The sequence below is a fragment of the Eudoraea chungangensis genome (assembly GCF_029360665.1).
Lineage (GTDB): Bacteria > Bacteroidota > Bacteroidia > Flavobacteriales > Flavobacteriaceae > Eudoraea > Eudoraea chungangensis.
Genome location: NZ_JARDUB010000003.1, coordinates 181,743 through 207,646, shown reverse-complemented (window position 1 = coordinate 207,646; position 25,904 = coordinate 181,743). Strand labels below are relative to the sequence as shown.

Annotated in this window: 22 protein-coding genes and 1 tRNA gene; 2 read left to right on the top strand and 21 right to left on the bottom strand. The window is 37.3% G+C overall.

Going from position 1 to position 25,904, the window contains the following annotated elements:
- The first annotated feature begins 5 nt into the window (after positions 1 to 5).
- Both PXG98_RS07725 and PXG98_RS07720 read left to right on the top strand, forming a co-directional pair.
- On the top strand, positions 6 to 452 hold the full coding sequence (locus tag PXG98_RS07725; protein ID WP_276390089.1) for a DoxX family membrane protein: 447 nt from the start codon (positions 6 to 8) through the stop codon (positions 450 to 452).
- Positions 453 to 607: 155 nt separating this feature from the next.
- Positions 608 to 681, top strand: a tRNA-Pro gene (locus tag PXG98_RS07720).
- 255 nt (positions 682 to 936) lie between these two features.
- Here PXG98_RS07720 and PXG98_RS07715 read toward each other — a convergent pair.
- From PXG98_RS07715 to PXG98_RS07615, 21 genes are all read right to left on the bottom strand, one after another.
- The gene (locus tag PXG98_RS07715; RefSeq protein ID WP_276390087.1) at positions 937 to 1,590 is read right to left on the bottom strand and encodes a CPBP family intramembrane glutamic endopeptidase; all 654 of its coding nucleotides are present in this window, start codon (positions 1,588 to 1,590) and stop codon (positions 937 to 939) included.
- A 356-nt stretch (positions 1,591 to 1,946) separates the two neighbouring features.
- The gene (locus tag PXG98_RS07710; protein WP_420909562.1) at positions 1,947 to 3,248 is read right to left on the bottom strand and encodes an amidohydrolase; all 1,302 of its coding nucleotides are present in this window, start codon (positions 3,246 to 3,248) and stop codon (positions 1,947 to 1,949) included.
- A 248-nt stretch (positions 3,249 to 3,496) separates the two neighbouring features.
- Positions 3,497 to 5,488 (bottom strand): S9 family peptidase, encoded by a 1,992-nt coding sequence (locus tag PXG98_RS07705; protein WP_276390084.1) that lies wholly within the window; start codon positions 5,486 to 5,488, stop codon positions 3,497 to 3,499.
- A gap of 181 nt (positions 5,489 to 5,669) precedes the next feature.
- Positions 5,670 to 6,380 (bottom strand): DUF1028 domain-containing protein, encoded by a 711-nt coding sequence (locus PXG98_RS07700; RefSeq protein ID WP_276390082.1) that lies wholly within the window; start codon positions 6,378 to 6,380, stop codon positions 5,670 to 5,672.
- A 521-nt stretch (positions 6,381 to 6,901) separates the two neighbouring features.
- Positions 6,902 to 7,291, bottom strand: a complete 390-nt coding sequence (locus PXG98_RS07695; RefSeq protein WP_276390081.1) for a DUF4345 domain-containing protein — start codon at positions 7,289 to 7,291, stop codon at positions 6,902 to 6,904.
- A 168-nt stretch (positions 7,292 to 7,459) separates the two neighbouring features.
- Positions 7,460 to 8,194 (bottom strand): carboxypeptidase-like regulatory domain-containing protein, encoded by a 735-nt coding sequence (locus PXG98_RS07690; RefSeq protein WP_276390080.1) that lies wholly within the window; start codon positions 8,192 to 8,194, stop codon positions 7,460 to 7,462.
- Positions 8,195 to 8,739: 545 nt separating this feature from the next.
- A complete protein-coding gene (locus PXG98_RS07685) occupies positions 8,740 to 10,482 on the bottom strand; it encodes an arylsulfatase (RefSeq protein ID WP_276390079.1) in 1,743 nt (580 codons plus the stop codon).
- Positions 10,483 to 10,665: 183 nt separating this feature from the next.
- Positions 10,666 to 11,424 (bottom strand): hypothetical protein, encoded by a 759-nt coding sequence (locus PXG98_RS07680; protein WP_276390078.1) that lies wholly within the window; start codon positions 11,422 to 11,424, stop codon positions 10,666 to 10,668.
- Positions 11,425 to 11,486: 62 nt separating this feature from the next.
- Complete coding sequence (locus PXG98_RS07675) at positions 11,487 to 13,112, bottom strand: DUF1254 domain-containing protein (protein WP_276390076.1); 1,626 nt, start codon at positions 13,110 to 13,112, stop codon at positions 11,487 to 11,489.
- A gap of 174 nt (positions 13,113 to 13,286) precedes the next feature.
- Positions 13,287 to 14,009, bottom strand: coding sequence for a DUF6090 family protein (locus tag PXG98_RS07670; RefSeq protein WP_276390074.1), 723 nt, complete (start codon positions 14,007 to 14,009; stop codon positions 13,287 to 13,289).
- A gap of 450 nt (positions 14,010 to 14,459) precedes the next feature.
- Complete coding sequence (locus PXG98_RS07665; RefSeq protein ID WP_276390073.1) at positions 14,460 to 15,452, bottom strand: carboxylesterase family protein; 993 nt, start codon at positions 15,450 to 15,452, stop codon at positions 14,460 to 14,462.
- Positions 15,453 to 15,461: 9 nt separating this feature from the next.
- Positions 15,462 to 15,773 carry an antibiotic biosynthesis monooxygenase gene (locus tag PXG98_RS07660; RefSeq protein ID WP_276390072.1) on the bottom strand — a complete coding sequence of 104 codons (312 nt, stop codon included), beginning with the start codon at positions 15,771 to 15,773 and terminating at the stop codon, positions 15,462 to 15,464.
- 256 nt (positions 15,774 to 16,029) lie between these two features.
- Positions 16,030 to 16,899: an RluA family pseudouridine synthase gene (locus PXG98_RS07655; protein WP_276390071.1), complete on the bottom strand. Its 870-nt coding sequence runs from the start codon at positions 16,897 to 16,899 to the stop codon at positions 16,030 to 16,032.
- Positions 16,900 to 16,935: 36 nt separating this feature from the next.
- Positions 16,936 to 17,283, bottom strand: coding sequence for a DUF3291 domain-containing protein (locus PXG98_RS07650; protein WP_276390070.1), 348 nt, complete (start codon positions 17,281 to 17,283; stop codon positions 16,936 to 16,938).
- 116 nt (positions 17,284 to 17,399) lie between these two features.
- A complete protein-coding gene (locus tag PXG98_RS07645) occupies positions 17,400 to 17,909 on the bottom strand; it encodes a flavodoxin family protein (protein ID WP_276390068.1) in 510 nt (169 codons plus the stop codon).
- A 22-nt stretch (positions 17,910 to 17,931) separates the two neighbouring features.
- The gene (locus PXG98_RS07640) at positions 17,932 to 20,097 is read right to left on the bottom strand and encodes a carbohydrate binding family 9 domain-containing protein (protein ID WP_276390066.1); all 2,166 of its coding nucleotides are present in this window, start codon (positions 20,095 to 20,097) and stop codon (positions 17,932 to 17,934) included.
- A 112-nt stretch (positions 20,098 to 20,209) separates the two neighbouring features.
- The gene (locus tag PXG98_RS07635) at positions 20,210 to 20,575 is read right to left on the bottom strand and encodes a DUF1801 domain-containing protein (RefSeq protein WP_276390065.1); all 366 of its coding nucleotides are present in this window, start codon (positions 20,573 to 20,575) and stop codon (positions 20,210 to 20,212) included.
- A gap of 66 nt (positions 20,576 to 20,641) precedes the next feature.
- On the bottom strand, positions 20,642 to 21,151 hold the full coding sequence (locus tag PXG98_RS07630; protein ID WP_276390063.1) for a lactoylglutathione lyase family protein: 510 nt from the start codon (positions 21,149 to 21,151) through the stop codon (positions 20,642 to 20,644).
- Positions 21,152 to 21,213: 62 nt separating this feature from the next.
- On the bottom strand, positions 21,214 to 22,554 hold the full coding sequence (locus PXG98_RS07625; RefSeq protein WP_276390061.1) for a Gfo/Idh/MocA family oxidoreductase: 1,341 nt from the start codon (positions 22,552 to 22,554) through the stop codon (positions 21,214 to 21,216).
- A 14-nt stretch (positions 22,555 to 22,568) separates the two neighbouring features.
- Positions 22,569 to 23,369, bottom strand: a complete 801-nt coding sequence (locus PXG98_RS07620; protein ID WP_276390059.1) for a 3-keto-disaccharide hydrolase — start codon at positions 23,367 to 23,369, stop codon at positions 22,569 to 22,571.
- Between the two features lie 144 nt (positions 23,370 to 23,513).
- Entirely contained in the window at positions 23,514 to 25,859 is a 2,346-nt protein-coding gene (locus tag PXG98_RS07615; RefSeq protein WP_276390057.1) for an alpha/beta hydrolase, read from the bottom strand.
- Positions 25,860 to 25,904: the final 45 nt, after the last annotated feature.

The window sequence follows — 25,904 nt, the reverse complement described above, 5'->3', positions numbered from 1 at the left end:
CAGTTATGAAAACATCTGTCCTATTTTATATTTTAATCCGCCTTTTTTTAGGCGGATTTATGTTGTACGGTGGCGTACAAAAGTTTCGTAAGCCCCTACCTAGCCCTGTGGAAGTGGTTGAAAAAGCCCAGAAGTTTACAGCACCTGAAAAGGAAAATACCCTTCAGAAAATTCTCTATATAAGTGGAGCTAAACAAACAGGCTATTTTTGGCAAGTTTTGGGTATTTGTGAGTTACTTTTTGGACTACTTCTACTTTTGCAAGGAAGCAGCTTTATCGGCGCCCTTTTTTTACTGCCAATTACCTTACATATATTCCTTTTTCACTGGTTTTTGGAGGGCGACGAACTGAAAGAACTTATGCAAACCGGAGGGTTGTTTCTGGCAAATATTATTTTGGTATTAAAAGAATACAAAAACTGGAAGCATTTAGTCTGGATTAAAGAATGGTAGTCTTCTTATAAAACTGGAAGAATACATATTTTAAATAGCTTCCTAATGGCAGATTAAATTAAAATCACTCTGGTTATCAGAAAAATGATAACTTAATTTTTAATGAAAGGCTTCGCTATTATTTCTGAACTATTGTTTTATATTTGCATCCGTTTCGGGATGTGGCGCAGTCTGGTAGCGCACACGGCTGGGGGCCGTGTGGTCGCAGGTTCAAATCCTGTCATCCCGACTTAACCAAAAGTGATTTGTAAAGCAAATCACTTTTTTTGTTTTTCACAACGTTCAGTATAAGAAACGTAGGGTAGGTGATAAGCGTTACGTTTCAGTTTGATATTAAGCTTAATATAATGTTTTGCTTTAATCATTTTTATTGTAAATACCAGGTTTCATAATTGGAAACTTTGTAAATAAGCATAGATCTTAAAGCTGTCCCAAACCACGATATCTTTTCTTATGTATTGTTACACATAGGCTTTGTTTTTTATTATAAAGCCCAACCATGGTATATGTATACTACTGCAACAGTGTCAAAACAACCATGAAGAACAATATTGAACCATAAATCGTTCTTTCTAATATGAAATATAAGAGCCAAAAGCATACCTATGATACCAGATAAAATCTGCCCACTGATACCTTGATAGGCATGTATGAGGCCGAAGAGAAATCCAAAAAGAATAATATTAATTACTAAGCTGATTTTACCTGATCCAAAAAACTTAGTAAACTGTTTCATTAAATACCCTCTGAATACAATTTCCTCTCCAAATGCGGCTGAAATCCAAATAAAGAGTAACAAACTAAGCGTTGCAGATAGGTCGCCTTTAAATTGTTCAAATACAGAAAAATCCATAGGTTTTCCTGTAAGATAAGTAACAATTGGTATCATTATATAGCCGTAGAATAAGAATAATGCAATACCTATCAGTGGGGCATGAATAAAAAGACTTTTTAGAGTTGTTTTTTTACGCTGAAAACCCAAAGCGCTAAAAAGTTTTTTTCGGTATTCTATAGCACTTGCTATTAATACTATTAAAGCAGCAAAGATGATTTGAAAATACCCCGTTAGATATAAACCACAACAAAGAATTATTGCAATTACCGCTGTTAATTTCGTGCTTAAAAATGCTTTATTCATTTTTTTATCGTTTTTAATTTTAAACGAAGTAAAAATGATAATGCAATAAAAATGAGGCTTTACGGCTAATTTTTACTGAATGGTATCAAAATAATAGCTGAATAATCATTTTTGTTTAATGAACAAAAAGTTCTAGTATAGCCATCAGTCACGGGTTACATTAGCACATGTTTTCGGTATGGCTCAGACTTTAGTAATTTCGAGGGGATTCTAGCTTGTGCTTAGCTTGTCGAAGGATAGTCTAATCTGCCGTAATTACAATTATTCAGTGCTGTAATCCCGTTATTCAATTTCTTATTACGCTTTGTTAAGAGCACTTTCACTACTTCTTTATTTTAGAATAAATGCCTTGTCTTTTATTGCGTATTTTTTTCCATATAATCAAACACCAAATTACACATTGCTTTGACACCTGTCTTAAACGATTTATCGTCCATGAGAAATTGTGGCGTATGATGATCCCCTATGGTTTTCATATTTGCTCCTTTGGTTGTTGAACCCACGAAAAAATACAATCCGGGCACTTGTTCAGCAAAGAATGAAAAATCCTCTGAACCGGTAATGGCAGGAATCAGAGAGACATTATCCTTTCCGGCAGATTTTTCTAAAGTGGGCAACATCATTTTTGTTAAACTTTCATTGTTGTAGGTTACTGGAAAACGTACAGAGTAGGGAAGCTCTAGGGTAACACTTGCTCCAGCAGCTTTTGCAGTAAATTCCACAACTTCTCTTATTCTTCTTAGTACAAAAGCTTCATCGGCGTCAGTCAAGGTTCTGATTGTACCTAACATTTCTACCTGTTCAGGAATGATATTGCTTCGATTTCCCCCATTGATGGCACCTATGGTTACAACCGCAGCATTGTCCGTCAATGCGACATTACGACTTACAATAGTCTGCAGGTTCGTGATGATTTGGGCGGAAACCGCTATAGGGTCAATGCCAAACCATGGAGATGAACCATGTGCGGGTTTTCCTTTAACGGTAATTTTCATATCGTTGACACCTGCCATAATACCAGCTGGTTTATAGGTGATTTGTCCAACTTCGGTTAAAGCATCCATATGTAGTCCAAAAATGACATCTACTTTGGGATTTTCAAGCACCCCCTCTTTTACCATTAAATAGGCTCCGCCTTCTTCTCCTTTGGGTGGACCCTCTTCAGCGGGTTGAAAAATGAATTTCACGGTTCCTTTTAAATCACTTTTCAGCTCAGAAAGTATTTCAGCAACCCCCATTAAAATAGCCACATGACCATCATGTCCGCAGGCGTGCATTACAGAAGTTTCTTTACCATTGTACATGGTTTTTACCTTTGAGGCAAATGCTAAGTCATTCTTTTCTTCAACAGGCAGGGCATCCATGTCTGCTCGAAGTGCTACAACCGGACCTGGCAGGTCTCCTTTAAGAATTCCAACAACGCCTGTCACACCTACTTTTGTTTGTACATCTATACCAATTGATTCTAAATGTTTGGCTATTAAGGCCGCTGTGCGAAATTCACGATTTCCCAATTCTGGATTTTGGTGGATATCATGTCGCCAATCGATGACTTTCTGCTCAATCTTATCTGCTTTTTTAGTGACCACTTCACTATAATCTTTTATTTGTGCTGTAGTTAAGGTCGAATAAAGCATCAAGATGAACAATGATAGCATTTTTAAAGGGTATTTAAAGTTTGACTTGTTGGTAATAATTACCATCTCTTTAAGGCATTTAGGATTACGCATTTTTCTAAAGGATTTAATCTTTTGTTTTTGGTTGGTATTTCGATTTATGGAAAGGTAAAACAATTAATTAACTTGAGTTTAGTCTAAAGGAGCGCAACGGTTTGAATAAATGCCTCTTTAAGGGCGTTTATTTTTTTAGGGGAAGCTGTTTTATGGTTTTAAAAATTGTCTTTTTATTAAAAATGATGTGCTATCCATGATATCCACTGCTTGTAGACATCTTTTCTATGTACCGGATCTTGTGGAAAATGACCTGGAATTGGATAGGCGATAAATTTTGTTTCCACGCCATTGTCCTTTAAGTTGTGAAATAATTTAAAGGATTGCGTAACTGTTACTCTTTGATCCAACGTATTAGATAGAATCAAGGTAGGGGTTTTAATTTGGTGTGCATAGGTTATTGGTGATTGCCTGCGATAATTTTCAGCATTATCATTAAGCCATGGTGAACCACCCAGACCATAGCCAGACCATACATTCAAATCTGCCATATTATACCAATCAAACCAGTCTGTAACAGCAGCTCCGGCAACAGCTGCTTTCCATCCTTGAAAATGAGAGGTAAGCCAAACAGTCATGAAGCCGCCATAAGACCATCCAGACACGGCGATTTTACTTTCATCAATAAAACCCAATTCCTTAACCGCTTTAACTCCCGCCATAACATCTTTTCCTGGTCCTTCACCAGCATCGTTAATAACCGAACTTTGATATGCTTTGCCCAGATTGTTACTGCCTCTGTAGTTAGGCTGGAAAACAATCCATCCCTTTGCGGCCAGAGCTTGAGCAAAGAAATTAAAGCTTTCTATCGAAGAGCCCATAGGTCCTCCATGGATGTATAACACCAAGGGGTATTTTCTATTTGATGAAAAATCAGGTGGATAGGTGATTACCCCATCTTCGTAAAAGCCGTCCTCACCTTTCCAATTTACGGAACTAACTTTACCTAAATTTAATTGTGAAATAGTATCATTAAATGAAGTAATCTTTTCTGGAATGCTACTATAATCTTTCATGTAATACAATTCTGATGCTTCGCTTGAGGTAGAACCGATAAATACAATTTCATCAGATTGTCCTATATCCATATTGTTAAGTGATGGAATAACTCCATTTGTATTGAGACTCTTATAATTGCCGTCTAGTTGCCCCTTCCATAAGCTTACTTTAGTTTTATCGGGAGCTCCGACTAGGAAACTCTGGTCAGAAAACGAGAGATGACTGAAAATATCACGATCGATATCGAGAATTATATTGTCATTTTTAACGCCATTAGCACTAACCGAAAATAGTCCGTGAGGATTAAAAAATGGTTCTTTTCCCATGGATTTGCTATATAAAATAGTAGACCCATCTCTTGAAAAAGAGGGATTTGTCGGTACGCCAGGACCTTTGTCTAGCGTAATAGCTTTCTTAGATTCTAAATTTATTAGTTGTAATGAACTGTTTAAAAACGCACCTGAATGTGGTTTGGGCTGTTCGATATAAACTAATTCTTTACTATCAAAAGACCAATTAAAGCTTCCAGTAAAATTGTTGTATCCAACTTCTCCTGATGTTAACTGATATTCATTTTTACCTTCATTGGAACAAATCCAAATGTGCGATGCCACTGCCGCCTCTTTCGCCAAATACCAATCATTGCCAACTTCGAAGGATTTGTTGTGCTTTTCAATTCCTTTTTTTTCTTCTAAAGAGTCCTTTTGAACAAAAGCAAATAAATGACCATCTGGGCTCAACTTGTAGGTAATGACCCCCATTTTACTATTCGTTATCTGTTGGGCTTCCCCCCCATGCACTGGCAGCGTAAAAATTTGTCGTTTCTCATTGTTCCCTTTAGCCAAGAACGTTATATGCTGGCCATTTTGAGACCATTCTGGCAAATTTACGGAAGGTCTATTGTAGGTAAGTGGCGTAGCTTCTTTTGTACTTTTATTAACCATCCATAATGTATTGATGTATTCATTTTTTTCAAAGTCAGCTTTTCTAACGATAAGTAATATTTTCTTTCCATCAGGACTAATCCTCGGGCTACTCAGACTGACTGCCACGTCAAAGTGTTCAAGTGTAAGATTAGAAGATTGGGCTAAAACTTTATTGAAGTTTGGAACAACAAAAATTATTAAAGCGCAAAATGTTAGTAGGGGTGTTAGTTTTAGGTTTTTCATTTTGTGATGATTTAGAAATTGATAATGACCACTAAAGCTCATGTATCTGACTTCGTTAGGTGATTCGGGAACTAAATTACCAAATACATACCGAATGGAAAATCCGAGAGTTACGATAACTATCGGGTTACGTATGTAATTGAGTAGTAGTAATGAATATACAGGGTGTTGGCGGTAGTTTTTAACCTTTGCCTTTTTCTTCTTTGCGCCAAAAATCAAATTGTTTATTTAGCATTGTTACAGCGGGTTTACCTCCCTTTTTTAAACCTTGAACCGCTAGCTTTAGAATAGCTCCATTTTCGGGTTTGTATACCATTATAAAAGCGGATCTTGCATATTGTGTTTTGCACCTTTTATCTCCGCCATTTTCTTCTCCAGCTTTGAGTGCAAGCATTAAGCGCTCAGCTAAAGATTTATCCCTATTTTGATTAAAGGCATCAAAGGCTTTTTTAACAACCTGTTCCCCCAAAAGTATATTTCCCATAACTGCAAAATCTTCCCCAATCATTTGACCGTTCCAATCCGCAATTTCAGTTCCGGAATATACCAAAGGGCTTGTACCTTCTTTCAATAATATTACACCATATTGCTGCTGTTCTGGTTCGAAACGTTTTTCTTTCATAGCATTCAATATTTCTTGTGCGGAAGCATTGTTTTCCATAAGCGAGACTCCTTTCATCCGAGCAAAATAATTACTTGCTGCTTGCACTACAATGGCACCTTTTTCAGGTTCGATAGACGCAATTCCGGATACATCAAAAGTACATGAAGCACCTGCAATTCCAATTTCTCCCGTTTTTCTGTCAACGGCAATAATAGACCAGGTAGCATAGCATTGTGTAGAAAATAGTGAAGTTAGTAGTATTAAAACAGAGATTTCTATTTTCTTCATATTTTGGAAATTTAGTGTTGCGATATGTATTACAGACAAAGCGAATACAAATTTGTTACAGTTTCCGACTTAGCTTACTGCATGGAAAAGCTTTGATTTACATGAGATATTTCCACCAAGGCTATCGGCTATAATAAGTTACGGGGATTAGGACTTAACTCTGTAGGTACAGACAAGGAAGACGAGAACGTGCAATTACTTATGGCCAATGTTGATAGAAGTGTTTTCTATAAAAGCTTTTTATTCTTCAACTACAAGTTCTACTGGTTTGTTTTTAATCTATTTAAGCCTTATGTCTTAATAGAATACTTTAACCCCTTTCGATGGAAGTCCTATATTTCCTTAGTTAACAAGGTTTTTATTGGCTGTTTTTAGTGTTTTATATTCTAATTTAAACAATACCAATGCACATATAAAAACTTTAATTTTAATAGCAGCTGTTTAGGGTTTCAAGAATAAACTGGCACTTGAGAAGGCCTTACGCCTCGTATTAAGCATAGCCATTTTTAGCTATTGGCTTATCATTTTTTTTCATTCATAATCAATTTTAATCCTAAGAGCCCAATACTTAATTCCAAAAGTAAATAAACAAGAAGCAACCAATGTGAAATTCCATCTACAATAAGACTTAAAATTCTACCCCCAGCCAAGCCAAACATAAATACAACCAAGCAGTACATTGCAGGTCTTCTAAATTTAGGATTATAAATTCCGAGAAACCAAATAATCACATGACCAATATACAGTCCCATTACGGCCCTCATTATATGTTTTAGATTCACATTATCAACATCGAATCCATAAATTGGTGTTAGCGTCTTTTCTGGTAAAAAGCCATAGCCTAAAGCAATTGGAATTAATCCTATAGCCGCTATGAACAATAGTAATCGCTGTAAACGTTCATTAGTCATTTTCTTATATCGTTTTGTCCAGCTTTTGGGGAATGGTTTGGTTATGCTTCGCTGCGTGATTTAGTGGTTAACTTGCACGTACACACCAAGCTGAAATCCTTGTTGATTTTCAGAGGTAGGAGAGAACAAGCAATTACATATATTCTGTGTTATTTACTGATATTTGATTTAAGGTACAACAAAAGAAACAGAACTTGTTGAAGTCATATTCAAATTTGGAAAAACTTTTATTTGCAAATTAGGGTTGTTATATTCATTACTCCAAAAGGAATCGCCATATACTTTAATATGAATAGTTTGTCCAGTTGTAAAGCCAGCACTAATCAAATCATCTTGTGATAAGTTAATATCGTAAGGATTTATTTGGGAAATAAGCCCTTGTGAATAAAAATTGTAGTTTTCATTACTGACGTCTGCATTTTCGGAAAGAAAATATCTAACATAACGAGTATTACCATTACTTCCTGCAGGATTTGTAGTTGCAGATATTATTATATTACTTGTATTTGAGGTAACTGCTATATTGGTAATCTCTGTCGAAGACATTTGTCCTATTGACGGCGTTTCTGTAATAATGGTTGACGAACTTGTATTCGAATGTTTTAGATCAAATTTTTTATATGTTCCAAATCCTGCTTTTTCATAAATGATTGTATAGGTTCCAAAGGGTACATTTGTCAAAGTAAAATCGCCCTGAACATCCGTGGTAGCTGAAAATGATGTGTCTTCTAATTTAACAGTCATTCCAGAGTTGTCAATTTGTGAAGTACCCTCATCATATAGATTTACGGATCCAATAATGTTCGCTGATGTTACGGGGTCTGGTGTTGAATCTTCACTATCACTGCACGACGTAAACCCAAGAATTAATATTAGGCTCAAGGTAAAATAATTTAGTTTCATAATTTTCATCTTTTAATACGATTCATTTGTGTTTGTATATAGCGGTTTGTATAAAAGTAGTAGCCTATTATACGCACTTATTAGTGATATGTAATACACGTAATTTAACAGAAAAAATAGTTTAAGTCTATCCACACCGCTATTGCTTTTATACCTTGTTGTAGGAAGATATTCTTTACTAGTACTAGTTTATCTTCTCAAATATTGTGTCGATTCGTTTTAGCTTTTTTATAATTCTGGGAGTCATCCTCATTATCTTTAAATCCAGTTGCCAATAAAAAACAAGCGTTTAACCCTTTTTCCGTTAACCCCATTTTTATTGTAATTAGTGTTTACAAAACGTTCCGCAGGCGTATAGTGTATTTGTAGTTCACCACAGACCTTTTTAGCATTTGAAAGAGCAATGTGGGTTTGCTACACGTACCAATGAGACATATCTATTTCAGATTTTTCTTTTCTCAGTTTCCTTATTATGATTTTCACAAGCCGTCAGAATCAAAAAAACGCACTTATTAAATCTACTTTCTTTATTTCCCAAATAAGGTTTATTCGCTCGCTGCCTTGAAAGCATTCCAGTCTTCGGCAACTTCGACCAATTGATGTTTAGCTGCATATGCGTTATATAATACCAACATTTCGTTGTACATATCTGGAAAATCTTCCTCCAAAGGTATGCTTTCTGAAGGATCTTCTACAACGTTATACAAATGCCATTCTCCGTCTCCGAACATCCCTTTGCGAACTTTCATAAGCTTGTAGTTACCCTTCATTAAATACCCATTGCCAAAAAGCTCAAAGGCATACCAGTCTGCATCTGTTCTAACATGGTCGGTATTGCCATCTAAAAAAGAGCGAGCACTTATACCTGTAGGTGCCACAACATCTTTTCCGTTGTACTTGGCTCCAGGATGAGCGATACCCGCATAATCTAGTATAGTCATTGGGATGTCTTTCACAGACATAACTACATTACTGATCTCGCCGGCTCGTTCATATTTGTTGTTCATGGCACCTGGAGGTACAATTACCATAGGAACACGAACACCACCTTCTCCTATAAACCATTTCCACCAGGACAAGCCGCCTGTTGCTGCATTAGCCCATGAAGTTCCAATGTAATTACTTGAATTTGCCGTACCGATGGCCTCAAAAGAAGTGTCATAGTTGTTTGCAATCCATTTGCCGAAATCTTGATTTCCTGTCTTTGGATTTTCGGCTTCCATTCCTTCAGGACCGTTGTCTGAAACATATACAATCAATGTATTGTCAAGCTGTCCTGATTCTTTCAGATAATCGAGCACCTGCCCGATTCTGTTGTCTTGATCCTCGATTTCTGCCGCATAGGTTGCAAATACTTTCGCTTGATATTCTTTTTCCTCCTGACTTAATTCTGCCCATTTTTTCACAAGATCATTCTCGGGAGAAGGATCTGCCATCTCTGAAATAAGGCCATTCATTTTTAAGCGCTCATAGCGGAATTGCTTCAAGCCTTCATAACCTTTGTCAAGGTAAAACTGATAGTGTTTTTCAATCAATTCAGGCGGTGCCTGAATTGGGAAGTGGGCAGTTGTAAACGCCATGTATGAGAACCATGGTTTATCTTGTGATTGCGCAGCTTTTATAAATTCTAACATTTGGTTGGTGTATAATTCACCAGAATAAATGCCTTCTGGGCGCTCGTATTTTTCTCCATTCAATGTCCAATGTTCCTCAAATTTTTTATTCATGTAGTCTGGGTCGCTAAAGTCTGGTGTCATCCGCAGGTTATTCCAATGGTTTGAACCTCCTGAGAGAATTCCAAATTCTTTGGTAAAGCCCCACTCTAAAGGCCCTCTACCACCTGCGGCTTCGCCGCCTAGATGCCATTTACCCACTTTGCACACTTCGTAACCTTCGTCTTTAAAAAGTTGTGTAATAGCAACAGCATTGTCTGTTAAATATCCTTCATAGCCAGGCTTACCTTTTGAGTCCGGATAAAACGAGTAATCAAAAGATCCCAGTCCAATCTCAATATTATTACATCCTGTTAACAGCATAGAACGGGTTACAGAACAAACAGGAGAAGCATGAAAATTCGAGAATCGGATTCCTGCATCAGCTAAACGATCGAAGTTTGGAGTTTTGATTTCAGATCCATATATACCCAAATCTCCAAAAGCTATATCATCTCCAACCAATAAGAGAACATTTAATGGTTTCTCTGTTTGAGCTGTATTTTCTTTTTTTTCCGATTGATTGCAACTTACTAATAGGAATAGCGCAATCATTGTGTAAATTATTTGTTTCATATATTCAATTCATTTGAATAATTAATGCCAACGGTCTAGAATAGGTTTAGTTAGGTGTTTTAAGTCGCTAATTTAGCAAATGCAAACCGAATAGAAAATCCGCGAGGATTTTCAGAAGTAGGCGAGAACAAGCAATTAATTATAGCCATTGTTGCGCTTTCGTTATTTTAATTAATGAGTCCATTATTGTAATACTTCAATGGTTTTATCAATATCTTCAATAATTGATTCTAACCAGGTAATATCAACTGTGGTACTAATAAATATATCTTTGAGTTTTGTGTAAGTTTCTATGTTTTGTAAGTAATCAATAAACTCTTTATCTGACAAGTCATAGTCAGAGTGATTCACTAAAGTCATATTCGGAAGTCTTATTTCTAAGTTTTGGTTAATTCTCTGTTCGAAAACTGATAAATAACTAAACATTTGTCTATTACTTTCTTTCCAAATCGTATTTATTTTTCGTGCTTCTTTATAATTTTCAACGCTCGATTCATAATCTGCTATTGCTTTACCTTCTTTCATAGTTAATAAATCTAACTTACCGGCAGAATTAGTTGATTTACGAACTGATTCATTAAATCCCAAAGTGCGAATAGGAAACATATTTACCACATATTTTCTAATCGAATCAATGGGTAAATCTGTTTGTTTTCCTGCGGAAATATTTAAAATTATTATGTTTTTCTTATTACACTCATTTACATAATTTTTATAGTTACTGAATGAATTTCTATTTTCCCGTAATTCTTTAATCAACGATATTTTTAACTTTTGCCTTTCTTGGTTTTTATTACTCACTTGATTAAGGTTGTTTAACCACAACGCAATCAAAATCCCAATAACGACAAGAAAAATCTCTCCAATTGCATATTTGAAATACTTTATTGTTTTTCCTTTGGAAAGTAAATCTTGTCTAATTTTTCTAAAGAATTTTATCATAAGTTAGCGGTTGGTTATAATGAAACACAACTCTGAAATAAAGAGCATAATGCTCTTTATTTCTATTTTACAAGTTCTACCTCACCCGGCTGCCACGACTTGTCGAAGAATCCACTGGTAGGGGAGTAACATCTAATAATTTGGAACCAACCATTATTGGGCTTTGTTTTAATGTAATTGCCATCAGCTACCCCTTTTGGTTTATCGGGGCCATAATACAATGTAATGGAACCATCAGGGTTTTCTTCCGCAGCCGGTGTTGGGAAGGACTGACTACCTGCCCGGGGATACCTTTGGTCCGTTTGAATCATGGAACGTGTCTGATTGTCGTACACCGTTGTAGACCAAAACCTTTCTTGTGGAATACCTTTTGGCAGAGTAAGTTTATATGTCTTACCACCGTCCAAAACATTGCCTTCTGAATCTATATTACCCACTAAATATTGTGAGCCAATCCCGGTTAAACGCATGCACATTGCAGGAGTAATACCAGTCGCGAGGTAGAAAAAAGAAGTTCGCGCTGTTATTTTTCTTGCACCATCACTTTCATAAGGTATTATTTCGCCCTCTTTTCCAATTTCTGGTGGAGGTGTGTTGAATAAATAGCCCCCTTCAAAAAGAGGGTTCCACCACGATGAACCTTCATCATAATATCTAAATTTTTTACTTGGCAAGGCGCCTACCGCCGCAGTTCTTGAATAAGCGTTTGCTACTTTAACGGCCTTATCAAGAATTAACTTTGTTCTTTCGTCAGGGTTGAAATCTTTTCCCTTCACAATACCAATTGCCGCTAATTGCCCTGCAATTTCTGGACTGATAGCTCCGGCAGGCTGGCTTTGGATTAATTCATTAATATATATGAAGTGTCTGTAGTTAGCAGGAGGTAAGGTGTTAAAATCTTTGCCAGAAACATCTACTAACCTCGGCTGTATTGGTTTACTAAGTGGAGCCAATTTACCGTTGCCATTTAAATAGCTAGACACACTTGTGCCTTCCCCACCTTCAACGTATGGATAAATTTTCATGTACTCCTTTATAATTTTGTCACTGGTTTCTGTGGAGTTATCTACCAAAAACATTCGACCTAGCATGGTAACAAGATTGGTTTTTGAATATCTTATATAATAACCACCTTCCGGTAAGTTGCCTTCATAACCTTCCGGCACAAGTAAAAATCTGCCTCCTTTACCTCTGTCGGGCCCTGCTAAGCCAAAATCAGAAATCCAGTTAAACCAAAAGTCATCAAATATGCCCAGCACGTCGGGAGGAGTTTCCACTACCAATGGCCCATCCGATAAGTCTAAGTTACCCCAGAAATAATAGGTGTCCATGTTAGCGGTTAGCATAAGACTTTTTCCATCTACCATTTCGGGTGAAATGATAAACTCACCGTCTTTAACACCTAGTTCGGCAAAACCTTTACGCAAAGCCCATAACGAGGCTCCTTGAATAGTGTTGTTATAACTGTTCACAGCGTTAATGTAGAGCATTTCGTCTTCTAACATTTGTGCTGTTTTATCTGTAGGGTAACCCAATGGGAATTTGAGTTTTCCAATTTTTGAATCTATAAACTCATTTGTTGGTACAGATTCATCAATAGGTTTATAGATTCTTTTTTCTTGAGCGAAAATGGTTCCCAATCCCATTAAGAGGACTAGGGGGACAAAGAGAAAATTTTGGTGTTTCATGTGTGTTTTTTTAATTCCTTTCTAGGTTAGTAAGTTGGGTCATTTACGTGCTTAAACATCTAATATAGTAATCCAGAACGAGTAGGAAAAAAATTAACTGTATTTTTTGAATTAGCCCATAATACAGCATTTTCCAATACCCTAGGTTGTGCTCTTTATACAGTGAATCCCAAATTATTTTTTAGAGTCTATAGTTGGTTTGGATGCATTGATAACTTTATCAATTAGTACTTGCGTTTCTTCAAGTCTAACATTTAGGTTCTCCTGATACCACAAGGTATTTTCTAATAAATTTTCGAATTCAACTTTTTGAAATAATGGATAGTAATCGGGTTTGACTTTAGACTTGCCTGACCATCTGAAATTTGCATTGGCATCCATTTCTTTAAAGGATATATGGGGTATGAGATAAGGTATAGAATATTCGTTATTCCATGAATCTAGTTTATTCAAACGTTTTTCTCTAATCTCAGAAAGCGAGTTCCATTGATTTAGTAAAGTCGTCATGTCTTCATTTTTAAAAAGATTTAAACGCCCTCCTTCCACGATGTTTTTTGCTGCATTTTCAGAAAAGGCAAGTTCAAACCCTTGGTATGCTTCATAAAAAAGACTGTCTAAATTTTGCTTTGAAAGCACTTCTCTACTTTCCCCAATTAGGCTCAGGAGCTTAATATTGGCATTCATAGAAGCATCCATTGTCAATGTATAATCCTGTAATATTTTTTTGTTTAATTGAAATTCTACGTGGAGCTTAGAAAGAATTTCGTTTTTATCCAGTTGGTCCAATCTGTCTTGATTCCAGCTATTGATGCTTAATGCGATTAGAATCCCAATAACCACCAGGACAATCTCACCAAAAGCGTATTTTAGGTATTTAGCTGTTTTATTTTCACTCATGTGCTTGTATCGTATTTTACGAAAGAATTTAAACATTGGTTATTTAGGTATCTTTTATTTTGGCAAAAAAATCTTGACTTGATTGAGCCCTGTTAGGTTATAATCAAATTCTTCTGGTGAGTATTTAGGCCCAATGTAGGTATTTTTATTAAACAGTGTAATGACCTCGGCCACTTTTAGGTCTAAGTAAATAGGATAAGGATGCATAGCTTTACGGGAGCATAATCCTTTTATGACCCAGGTATTTTATCCTTTTCAGTATTCTTAAAATAACTTCTCATTGCCTACGTGGAAGTAGGCGGTAAACTACAGAGCAATTAGTAATTACATAGGTTAACTTCGCTGCCTGAAGATGGTGCTACTATAGGTGATAAGGTCCGGGAGATTCAAAAGAATACTACTTCCCAATCATTTATTTAGTACTGTTCACATTAAGTTCTTAGGCTATATTTATTCTTTTTTAAATTGCAATAGCCAGTCATAAATAGATACATCAAATGTACTTCCTTGGATTTGTGTAAATGCCAGCTGATTTGAATAGACCCTGCTCCAAGCATCATGTCCGGTATTACCAAAAACGGTAACCTTAGCCTTTACCTCCGGATTAAGAGCATTTATGGCTGTTACCAAGGGGAAAGATCCGAAATTATCATAGGCCGGTACTGTAGCGTCCGAGTCACCATGAAATGCCCATATGGGTGTTTTGGTTAGGTTTGAAACAATGCGCTCTTCTCCTCTGGCACTAATTGGTACAATAGCGGCAACATAATTGTCTTCTCCTCTTTCTCCTACATAATACCAGGCACCTCCCCCTCCTAGACTTAGCCCTGTAAGATATATTCTTTGAGAATTTACCCTATAAGTTTCGATTAAATATTCGATAAATTCATGAATTTGATCATGCCTCCAATACCAGTCGGATTTAAGTTTTGGTGAAGCTACTATAAATGGAGTGGATGGTTTCCATCTCCCAGAATGTATAAGCCCTGGAGGAGTTGTTCCCAATAAAAGTTCGTTTAGTTCCTCTTCATCCGTACCTGTATATTCGGTTATATCCCAACCATGAAGAAACACCAATAAAGGATATTCCGGACCATCTTCGGTATAGCCATCCGGGGTATATACAAAATGTCCAAATACGGAATTGGTAGATGCTAATGGGTAGGCTGTATGCTTACCACCCTTATCGGCCGGGAGATCTTTTAGGTCTGTTGAATCTATAACTAAGACGGTTGGCTGAATTAAGGCAGGAGCTTCAGGAACTTCAGGAGTTGTCTCCACTATTGGGTCTTCGGTATCGGTGCAAGAGGTAATAAGAAGTATTAAGATTAAGGAAGATAAAAGGCTTTTTTGAAGAAAGTTTGACTTCTGGAAATACGAAAAGAGGAATAGCTTTAAGTCTGCTTTTTTATAAAAGTTATTGGGCTTTTGTTTTGTCTTCATCTACGTAAACTAAAAGATTAATTCCTTTCTGAATTCATAGTGTGTGGCACGATCTTGATATCTAAGTAAAACTTGTTTGGCATTCTCAGGGATATATGCAGCCTCATAGTCTTCTCCAGCGAAAGTCTTTACAGATTCTAAGCAATCAAATCGAAGAAGCAGTAGGAATTCTACTTCATCTTCCACAGATTTTTTGGAAATACTAACTTTTTCTAATCCCGTTACTCCTTTCTTTTGAACAGCTGGAAATACTTCCCTTACTAACATATCTTCGTATATAGCAGCGTTTTTTATGGAGGTCCAGCCTTTCCAGATTCTCAATATTTTGGTTTTTCCCTTCATATGCTGATAGCAGACACAAATTAATTATTCTGATTTATTGCTCGATCTTACTTAATGGAGTCCATAAAAAAAGTCTGCGGGTATTTCGGTGCAGGAATCGACTACATTTCGAAAATACAAAAATATGTGATAATTACCCGCGGGGTCACAGCGCCATACATTTATTGGTTTTTATATTGTTAGATTGTTAAGTGAATAATTGGGATCGGTTTCTATCAATTATGGTCTTTGTGTATTAATTATTTGTTATTTGGAAAATCTTGCTAAACTTCTCCGGTAGCGCTTGCCTTAGGGCCATGGTTTCTTTGGTAAATGGATGAATAAATTGGAGACTATGGGCATGTAAATAAATTCCTTTCCCTTTTAAAACCATAGGATGTTCCCCGTATTCCTTATCTCCCAAGATGGGACTTTTGATGGCAGATAAATGTTTTCTTAGTTGATGTCTTCTCCCCGTTTGTGGCCATAGTTCTACTAAGTTTAAGCGCCCATATCTTCTAGATGATACAGATTGAATGAGCTTGTAATATGTGGTCGCTACTTTCTTTCCTATAGGAAGATTAATTTGACCGTTGGCCTTAATCTCACCGATAGTTACAGCGAAGTAGCTCTTGTTTATTGTGCCTTCCTCAAACATTTTATTCAGGCGTCGTATGGCAGTACTTGTTTTACCAATAAGAAGTAGACCTGTTGTACCATAGTCTAAACGATGTACGGGTTGTGCAACCGTCTGAGGTTCTAGTATACTGGTCTTTATATTTTGGGCTAAGGCATTAGCAATCGTTTTAAAACTATTTCCACTTACCAAAATACCTGCCGGTTTAGATATAACTGCAAGGTGATTGTCCTCAAAAATCACTTTTAAGGGAAAAACAAAGCTTTTACCCTTTATGTTTTGCTCGGGAATGAGAAATTCTATGGTTTCCCCTCCTTTTATATAGGTTGCTGTGGTTGCAGTAAGACCATTAACGGTAATGCACTGTTTTTTTAAAGCCTTCTTTAAGGCCGATTTGGTAGCTATTAGATTAAAAATTCCTGGCCCATACTCCTGAAGTCTTATGGGAACTGCGAGTTTTGGAACGGTATGGACTTGCTTAAAACTCATAGTAATATTAAATCTTGGTAAAGCTATAATACTCTACTAGGTTCTGCCACGCAAAGTATATTTTTTTCCTTGCTCTTCTAACTTCATTTTTGCATCCTTCCAACCTAAAAAAGAATCCGCCTCTAAGTTTAGGCTTGCAATTTCTTTAGCGATTCGACTCGCATTCTTCATGGCATCTAGATGGGCGCCAGATTTGTAAAATTCTAGTTTTTCTTCCTCGTTTCTCCATAGGGTCATAGTATAGTGTTTGGACCAGCTTCCCGTTGTCCTTACAGCCAAACAAGGACTTTTCTTTATTTGCTTCATTACACGATAAGAATACTTATAGACCTTAAAAATTTTAAAAGGAGATTGTAACCTAAGAGAAGTGATACTTAAAATCATATGGAATCTTAAAAATGATCAAAACAATACAGAATATGTAGTGAATTTATGTAAATAAGACGGGCGAATGCATATAAAGTTACGCCAAATATCAAAAAAAGCTGTCCCTTACTATTTTAGACTTCTCTTTTTAGTTTCTCTGAGAACTGCTCAAGACTTTTTAATACATGCTCGTTTGGTGTTTTTTCGTCTATATACGTATGCAAATTTCCAAGGTTTCGCATTCCTAAATAGGAGGCGCTTAATGTAAATGGTATAAAGAACCCTTCTGTTGCGATAGGTTCTGAGCCGCAAGAGACGGCTGCCATAGCTTTTCCCCTGAGTTTTCTCCCTGTATCTTTCTCCACTTTTAAACAATCGGTAATCCTATCTAAAAAATTTTTCATAAGGCCGCTCATGGTATACCAATAGACTGGGCTAAGAAATACAATTAAGTCATATTCCACTACAGATCTAAAAAGCGGGAAAAAATCGTCTTCCATATGCTCATGGGTATAACTATACGAATGGATATTTTTTTTACACAGGTCGATTACATCCGCCTTTAGGTTTTTTGCCAGAACATTGCCAATTATGCTAGTATTCCCGTCGTGTCGGGCACTTCCTTGTATAATGATGGTTTTCATTTTTTTATATAATACTACTCTATTAGAGTCTAAAATTATACCTTATTTTTAATAATATTTGTTGATTTTGCAGCACCCAACTTTCTGTTAAATCATTAAATGTATTATGATTAATGACCAAAAACACATCACCCAAGGGAGAAAAAATCCAATGTATTCTTGCATTTAGGCCCATATTTCTGCTAACGGTATCGTACTGTAAATAACTGTTTATTTGGAGGTCTGAAGTAATATTAAATCTAACCCGAAGTCCGGCCAGAGTTTGTTCAAAATTACCAAATGGGAGTTCGGCCGTATTTCTTAGGGCGTTAAGTTCAAATCCTAATAGGGCCAGGGGATTCCAGTTAACCTGTACTTCCATTTCTTGTAGAGTTCCGTCGTAAAAAGAACCAAACCAATAGGAGGCCTCACCGCTAAGTCTTCTTTTTGCCGCAAATTCCATTTCGGCTCTGTACCTCATAAAATGATATTCGCCAATAGGAATAGTAACTCCCTCGGCAATTTCAAATGGGACAAGGATATTTTCCCCAACGGGCCGCACATTAAATTCTATACGGTCGCCACTTTCTAGCCTCCAATTTACTGGAGCAGTAAAAATACTGTACGACTGCCACGGACCATCAATGTTTTTCACATACGTCATAAATACCTCATGGAACATCTGTCTTACCAATGGCCAGGAAGGACGTGGGGCAAATGTTCCGCCTAATCTAGAATAGTGAACCCCCAATCTTGGAACAAAGCCTAAGGAAGGATCGAACTGTCTTCCAATTCTAGAATAGGTGGCGGCAACATCCCAAATGTCGTTGGGGTAGTCTACCTTAATACCAAAGGCAGAAGAGTCTTCTGTTAGATCTTCTCGCTCGGTATATAGTCCCCATCCGCCTATTAAAAAATTCTTATCCCCTTGAAAACTCGTAGTCTGGTAGGTAAAATCAACACCAGACATCCAACTTCCCTGCCGATCTAATGGATCTCCTACAGAAGCAATAACCCCAACCGTACTCTCTTTCAGTATATTTTGTCTAATGCGCAATACACCCATATTGGTAGCCTCATATCGGCGTTCGGCAGTTTGCAAAACATCCGTGCGGACACCTAAACCTCCAAAAGCTGTTTTGCCGATTCTGCCGTTTAGTTTCCCCCCTAAAACAATAGGAACCTCATTATTATCAATTAATCCAATACGCCTGCTAAAAAAGGGGAGGACAGTATTGGTTCCTGTCCCAAATCCAAATTCAAAAATATCAGAGCCTTCTAAGAAAAATGTTCGTTTTTCTGGAAAAAACAAAGGAAAACGAGTTAGGTTTGTTTGTCTTGTATCTACCTCAGTCTCGGCAAAGTCGGTGTTAACAGTTAGTGTAGCCAAGACGTTTGGACCAATACGCTGACTGGCATCTAAGCTGGCATCAAAATCATAAATAGTGGCGCCATCCGGGCCTATTTTATTCAATTCGTTTACCAATGAAGGCCGTACATTTAGCCCCAGTCCAAAATTAAATGCGGGTAGGTTGGTTAAATACCCGGCTTTACTTGTTTGAATAAACCACTGGTCTCTTTGCACATTTGCCCAACGGATAGTTTCTTGTTTTCCTTGAATTCTTCGCTCTACATTAAAACCCCATTTACGCAGCCCTTTTTTATAAGAAATACTCTGAATAGGTATTAGTATTTCTACCGACCAACCGTCCGATTGATCAGCCACTCTGGCTTCCCAAACGGCATCCCAATCTTCATTTTCTGATTCCCCTCGATTAGAGACTAGGGCATCGTATCTGGCAGCCAGTGCATTAACTGCAAAAATATACCCAGACTGTCCGTCTAGAAATGGGTCTATGACTATTTTAATATGATCTTCTTCTGAAATATCAGCATCCCTAAGTTTTGAAAACCTTACAATATCCTCCGGATTTGGGTTTTTACATTCAATGCCTATGACCAGTACTTGAGAATTAGCCATTACACGAACTAAAGTAGGGGAGGAGGGAGTTCCTTTTTCTTCGGGAACAGTCGTGAGAAAATCGTCAAGTATTGGTGCCTTCTGCCAATCACTTTCATTGAGTACGCCGTCAATTATTATTTCCCCCCTAAGTTCTCCAGCCATATGCGAAGGTCTCAGTTCTTCCTGCCCATAACATGTGGCAGCAGATAAAGCCAAGAGACAAAATATGCGGAATATACTTTTCATAAGCTCATAAGAGCTATCATTTTATAGAAACTATACCTAAGATCGCTGAAATATATACAGAATTTTTCCAATTCGCTTATCTTTTTAAGACGCATCGTCTTAGAAAAGACACCTATTTTATTTTAATAATACCAGTCTTAAAGAGATCTATCGCTGCCCTAATAAGTAATACCAAAGTATTATGAGGTAGATCCCGGGTTGGATCTATCAAAAAAGTCTTCATCCTAGCGCGTCCCCCTTTTTCTAGTTTTGGATGTTTTAAATGTTTCCCTTCTACAAAAAGGACATAGGGATTAGTAGTTTTTTTATCTACCCAGAGATAGCAAAACATTTTATTCTTAAAACAAAAACATGGCATTCCATATTTGGTGGTTTCCGAAACCTCACAGTCTTGTTCCAGAATGAGCTGCCTAAGAGCCAATAAACAACTTCTATTGGGTTCTGTCTGTCTAAGATAAAACTCACTAATCGGTTGCATTAGGATTTTTTAAAGTATCTATTAAGAATAGAGCTCGCTACTATTTAACAAAGCATACCAGATGGATTACTTCTGATAAGCTCCAGAGGAATAAGTAAGCTCATAGCTATGGGTATATATTTCAAAAACGATCCCAAAAGGATCTTCTACATAACACATTTTGTATGGTTTTTCCGTTGGATAATACTCGCGTATGGGCATTCTTTGTTTGCCTCCTGCCTTAACAATTTTTTCAATGAGAGCCTCAATATTAGGGTCTTGTACGCAGAAATGAAATAAGCCCGTTTCGAAAGGATTAAACTTTGGTGCCTCATCTGCACTATTTGCAAAAGAAAACAATTCTATACCAATACCGTCGGAGGTAGCCATATGGGCTATCTGAAATTCTTCCCAGTCTTCACCAAAAACATCGATACACATTTGGCCAATAGCAGTTTCTCTTTCCTTTTTAACCTGAGAAGGAGCCATAATTATATACCAACCCATTATATCGCTGTAAAATTTAACAGCTCGATGAATATCTGGCACTGTTATACCAATATGTGAAAAGGATCTTGGGTATTTGATTTCTTCCATGTGTAATAGTACTTAAGGTGTTAATAAGAGATGCCAGATGGTTAGTTTACGGCAAACAGTATCTAAAAGTCTCTATATTTTCCGTCCAGGAATTCATTGGCTTCTTCTTCAGCAAAGGAGGCTGTATCGGTATCCCAATGCAGGGTTTTATTTGGAAACCTACCTGCAATTACCCCCAGTAAAATGGTTTCTGTTAATCTTGAAGCATAGGAAAACGGAGCGCTACTTTCATCCTTTCCTAAACAGGCGTCAACAAACTGATGGTAGTGCTTGGTACCTTCTGTATTATAGTCCCTAACAGGGGTAAGATTGTGTTCCTTGGTAATACTGGCAATTTCTTCGTCGATATTAACAAAAGCTCCATCCACTATTTTTTGCGGTAACTGCATAAAATGGGGAAGAAGGAGTCTTCCTTTTTCACCAATAAACATAGCTCCTTGTTCGGGTAGTTTTTCTTTTTTTGGTAGTTTTAGTTCGTCATGTTTTTTTGGTGCATTCACACCATCGTCCCATACCCACTTGAAGTTATCTGTGGTAAATTCAGTTCCCGGAAATTCATAGGTTACCCGATTACTTTCTGGAAAACCAAAGCCGTTTGGTTTACGGCATTCATTTTTAATGGTTTTAGGAACATCTAAGGCAAGGGCATTATAAGGGGTGTCAAAAATGTGCACTCCCATGTCTCCTAGAGTCCCACAGCCATAGTCTAATAGCTTTCTCCAATTGGCTGGATGGTAGACCTGATTTTTATATGGTCTTTCCATGGCTGTGCCTAGCCAAAGATTCCAATCTAAAGTTTCCGGTACCGGGTCGCTGCCTTTTGGTTCCGGGCCATCGTATCCCCAATTCTTATTCGACCAAGCACGAACGGTATGTACCTTTCCAATAATACCAGACTGAATTAACAAGGTAGCTAACTTGTAATCATAAAATGAGTGTACTTGGATACCCATTTGGGTAATCAAATTCTTATCCGTCGCTAATTTTCTCATTTCCCTAGCCTCGGTGACATGATGCGTTAGTGGTTTCTGGCAATAAACGGCTTTACCCATTTCCATGGCCTTCATAGACGCAGGAGCATGAGTGTGATCTGGGGTGGAAACAACCACCGCGTCTATCTGGTCTCCTATTTCTTCCAACATTTTGCGATAGTCTTTAAATATTTTTGCCTGGGGATGCATTTGCTGGGCTACCGCTAAATTATTGGAATCCACATCGCAAAGAGCAGTTACAACAACCTGACTATGCGATGAAAAAGCCTTTAGGTCTTCCATACCCATACCTCCAATTCCTATATGTGCTGTTCTGAGTTTTCCATCCTGCATTAAGGCCAATACTGGCGATGGTAGGGCAGTAACGGATGCCAAAACTGCGCTGCTTTTTATAAAATGTCTTCTTTTCATCTTCGTACGATTGGTTAGAGTTTTTTGATTTTTATATTTCGGAACCACAGGTCACTTCCATGGTCTTGAAAACCTATATATCCGGTTTTGAACTTACCGTAGTCCGGACTGTTTTCCCATTTTCCGGAATTCCTTTTATTATACCAGTCTTCGGACCAGGGTACAAAAGAGAGTACCATTTGTCCATTTAGCCAATGTTCTACTTTTTCAGGGGTAAACACAATTTTTGAAGAATTCCACTCTCCAACCGGATGTAAAACTTTTTTGTCTGGATTTGGTGTATGCATTGCGTAATCCGCGGCAGTAGATTGCCAATCCTGTAACAATTCAGGATTTGGAGCACCCAAGCCTTTGTTGTATTCCGTAAGATCGTGGATGGAGGCATAGTTGTCATCATCTATTAATTGATATTCCGGGGATACATCAGGGGGACCGTCATAACCTTCCTTCACATGATAAAATATTCCGCTATTCCCCCCAGCCGGGATTTTCCACTCCACATATAATTCAAAGTTATCAAATTCTTCAGCTCCGTAAATAATATCTCTACTACCTTTGTAATCATAGTCTTCTTCTAGAATTTGCTCGGTATTAAAGGTTAGCACCTTATCTTTTATTACCCAGCCCGGAGGCATAACTTCCCCGTTATAGGCTCTCCAGCCATCTGTGCTGCTTCCGTCAAAGAGAACAATCCAATTAGTCTCAGAGCCAGTAACTGTCTCTTCAGAGGAGCTCTCTGCATTTACTTCCGCTTTTTTATCTGTTTTACATGAGAGCACAAAAGCCAAAAAAATTAATAGTATAGTTTGTTTCATTCTTGTTGATTTTTATTCTTGGGTTAGGAATTATTCAAACAGCACTAAAGATAATAGATTGAAATGATTTTTCAGCAGGAGTTTCTGTACAATTGTTTGTATAAGCCAACATTTAATTATGACGGTTTGCGGAGATTCATGAAATCAAAGTGACTTCATAAAACCAATATTATCTATTATTACTACTCCTTCATCTGTTTTGTCGAATACAAACTCGATCTTTGTAATAGTCTCTATATTAAACTCTGCGTTATAACTTTTGAAACGGTCTAATGGGAAATAAAACAATTGAAAAACATTTTCTGCTGTATTCTCTGAAGTAAGGAATTCCATTTTCCAAATTACAGGGTCTATTTCTCTTTGCAAGGCCGAGAATTCACTTAAACTAAAAGAGACAGACTGGCCTAAGGAGTCTTTTAAGACTATAGAAAAATCAATAGATTTTTTAGCATCATCCTTTTCTTTGTCTTTCTTCTTTTTTGATTCCTCTTTTTCTTCTTTGTTGTCCTTCGTAATAATCCATTTTCCCTTTGTTTTAGGATTGGCGTCTTCCGTGGATTCTGCCATAGAAAAAACCAAAGCAGCGGAGGAATCAATAGATATGGTTCTGGGCTTTAGATGTATAGAATAACTAGCTATTAAAGAATCTACTTTCTTGTTTACAATTGTGTCGGCATCCTCTTCTTCATAATGCCATCCTAATACCGCAGCTCTACTTCCTTTCTTCTCCCATTTTAATTGTATTTCTTCCTCTCTCCACACACTGAGGTTTTTGGTAAGGATGGTACCGCTGTCTTCGGTGGTCGTGACCACGTCAAAATCTTCCTCAAAGGTGCATAGAAAACTGGCATTGGAGTCTTCAAACTGATTGAGGTATATGGTTTCAGGAAGCCAATTTTTTGCTCGCCTACTATCTATAAACATGGGTAAGTATTCCTTTTTATTTCGCAGAGTAATTTCCAGGAAGGAACTAATGTAAACTTCCGCTATTTTTCTTTGATCCTCCGCAGAGAGTAGTTGTTTTAAATTTAATAGCCCTGTAAAAGGATTTCCAACATCACTTCTTCCCCAACTCGTATTAAACTGTCCATGATTAGCACCAGCGATATATAGTCCGGTTTTGAAGTGGTAGAGACTATCATTAAAGCTAACTCTTTCGTATTGCTGGGTTCCTCTAAAGGAGCGAACATCAGCATCTTGTGCCCCGTGGAAAACAAAATAATCTACATCCTCAATTTTGGTTCTGCTATCTCCTGGTTTGTATTGCCCGTCTACCGGTGCAATAGCGATTATGGATTGAATATTAAAGTTGTAGTCGAATTTAATAGAAGCATCGTCAGGATAATGTGAAAGCTTATTAAACATTACGGCATGGGCAACTGCTTCACCTCCTCGGGAATGTCCTATCAAAGCAATTTTTGAAGTATCTACTTTGTTGTTAAATATATTTCCTGAAGTCTTATTCCAATTGTGCCACACCCTTAAATGTTCTAATAACAGCCAACCTCTGGCATCGTTTTCTTCCTCTAAACCTCCAAAAATGTCGGACCAAGAACCATTAATAAAATTTTCATCTACAGAGGCCAGTATAATACCCCTAGAAGCAAGTAAATTTCCCAAATATGCATATCCGGGATCGGAGAAATCTTGCATGGGGTGGTTTCCATGAACAATCAGTACCAAAGGAAAAGGACCTTCTCCTTCGGGATACCACACACTCCCGTTTATAGGAAGGGCAGAAGAATTAAATCCCCAGTATTTTTCTCGCCACCAACCTCCAAATCCATTCCAATCATCTATAAAAGCCACTCCATTTACACTATCGGTTTTGATATCTACCGCATTACCAAATTCTTTTCTGTGACGATCTTTACCGCTGCCATAGTGGAGTGTTTTAACTTTATAATTTCCTTTTTCTGCCGGAGAAGCTGCACTAATTGGGGTGATAGTGGCCTCGTTAATTGAGGCTGCATTTTCAATCGGATCAATTTCAAAGCCACTTGGGATATACAAAACAATGGCCGTAATTAAGCCAGTGGCACCCAACACCAGTCCTGCCAAACTGATTATTTGTTTTGGACGACTTAAATTAGTAAAACCGGTCTTTTTTAACACCAAAATACCCGCACCAAAAAGAGAGGTCATTAAAACCAAGAATAGGGTAATATGCCAGTCATAACTCATCATAAAAAAAAGAGGAATGGAAATGCCGAGGGCTACCTTATAAACCTTGGGGATGCTGTTAATTTTATTAATACCCCATAAAGAGAGGTAACTGGCTAGGATTACCATCAAGGTAAAACTCAGAAAAAGTAATAAAATCCAATTATCCTTAATATTAATGGATACGATAATGGCGTGTAAAACCCATAAAATTCCGGAGCAAACAAGCAAACCCTTTGCAGCGCCAGTAATTGCATTCTTACCCGGACTTATTTTATTGTAATTAGACGTTAGCCATTTGGTTAGTTGTTGGTATTTCTGCTTCATAGATTGGTCATTGAGAGGTGATCACAATATACGTATTACTTAAGT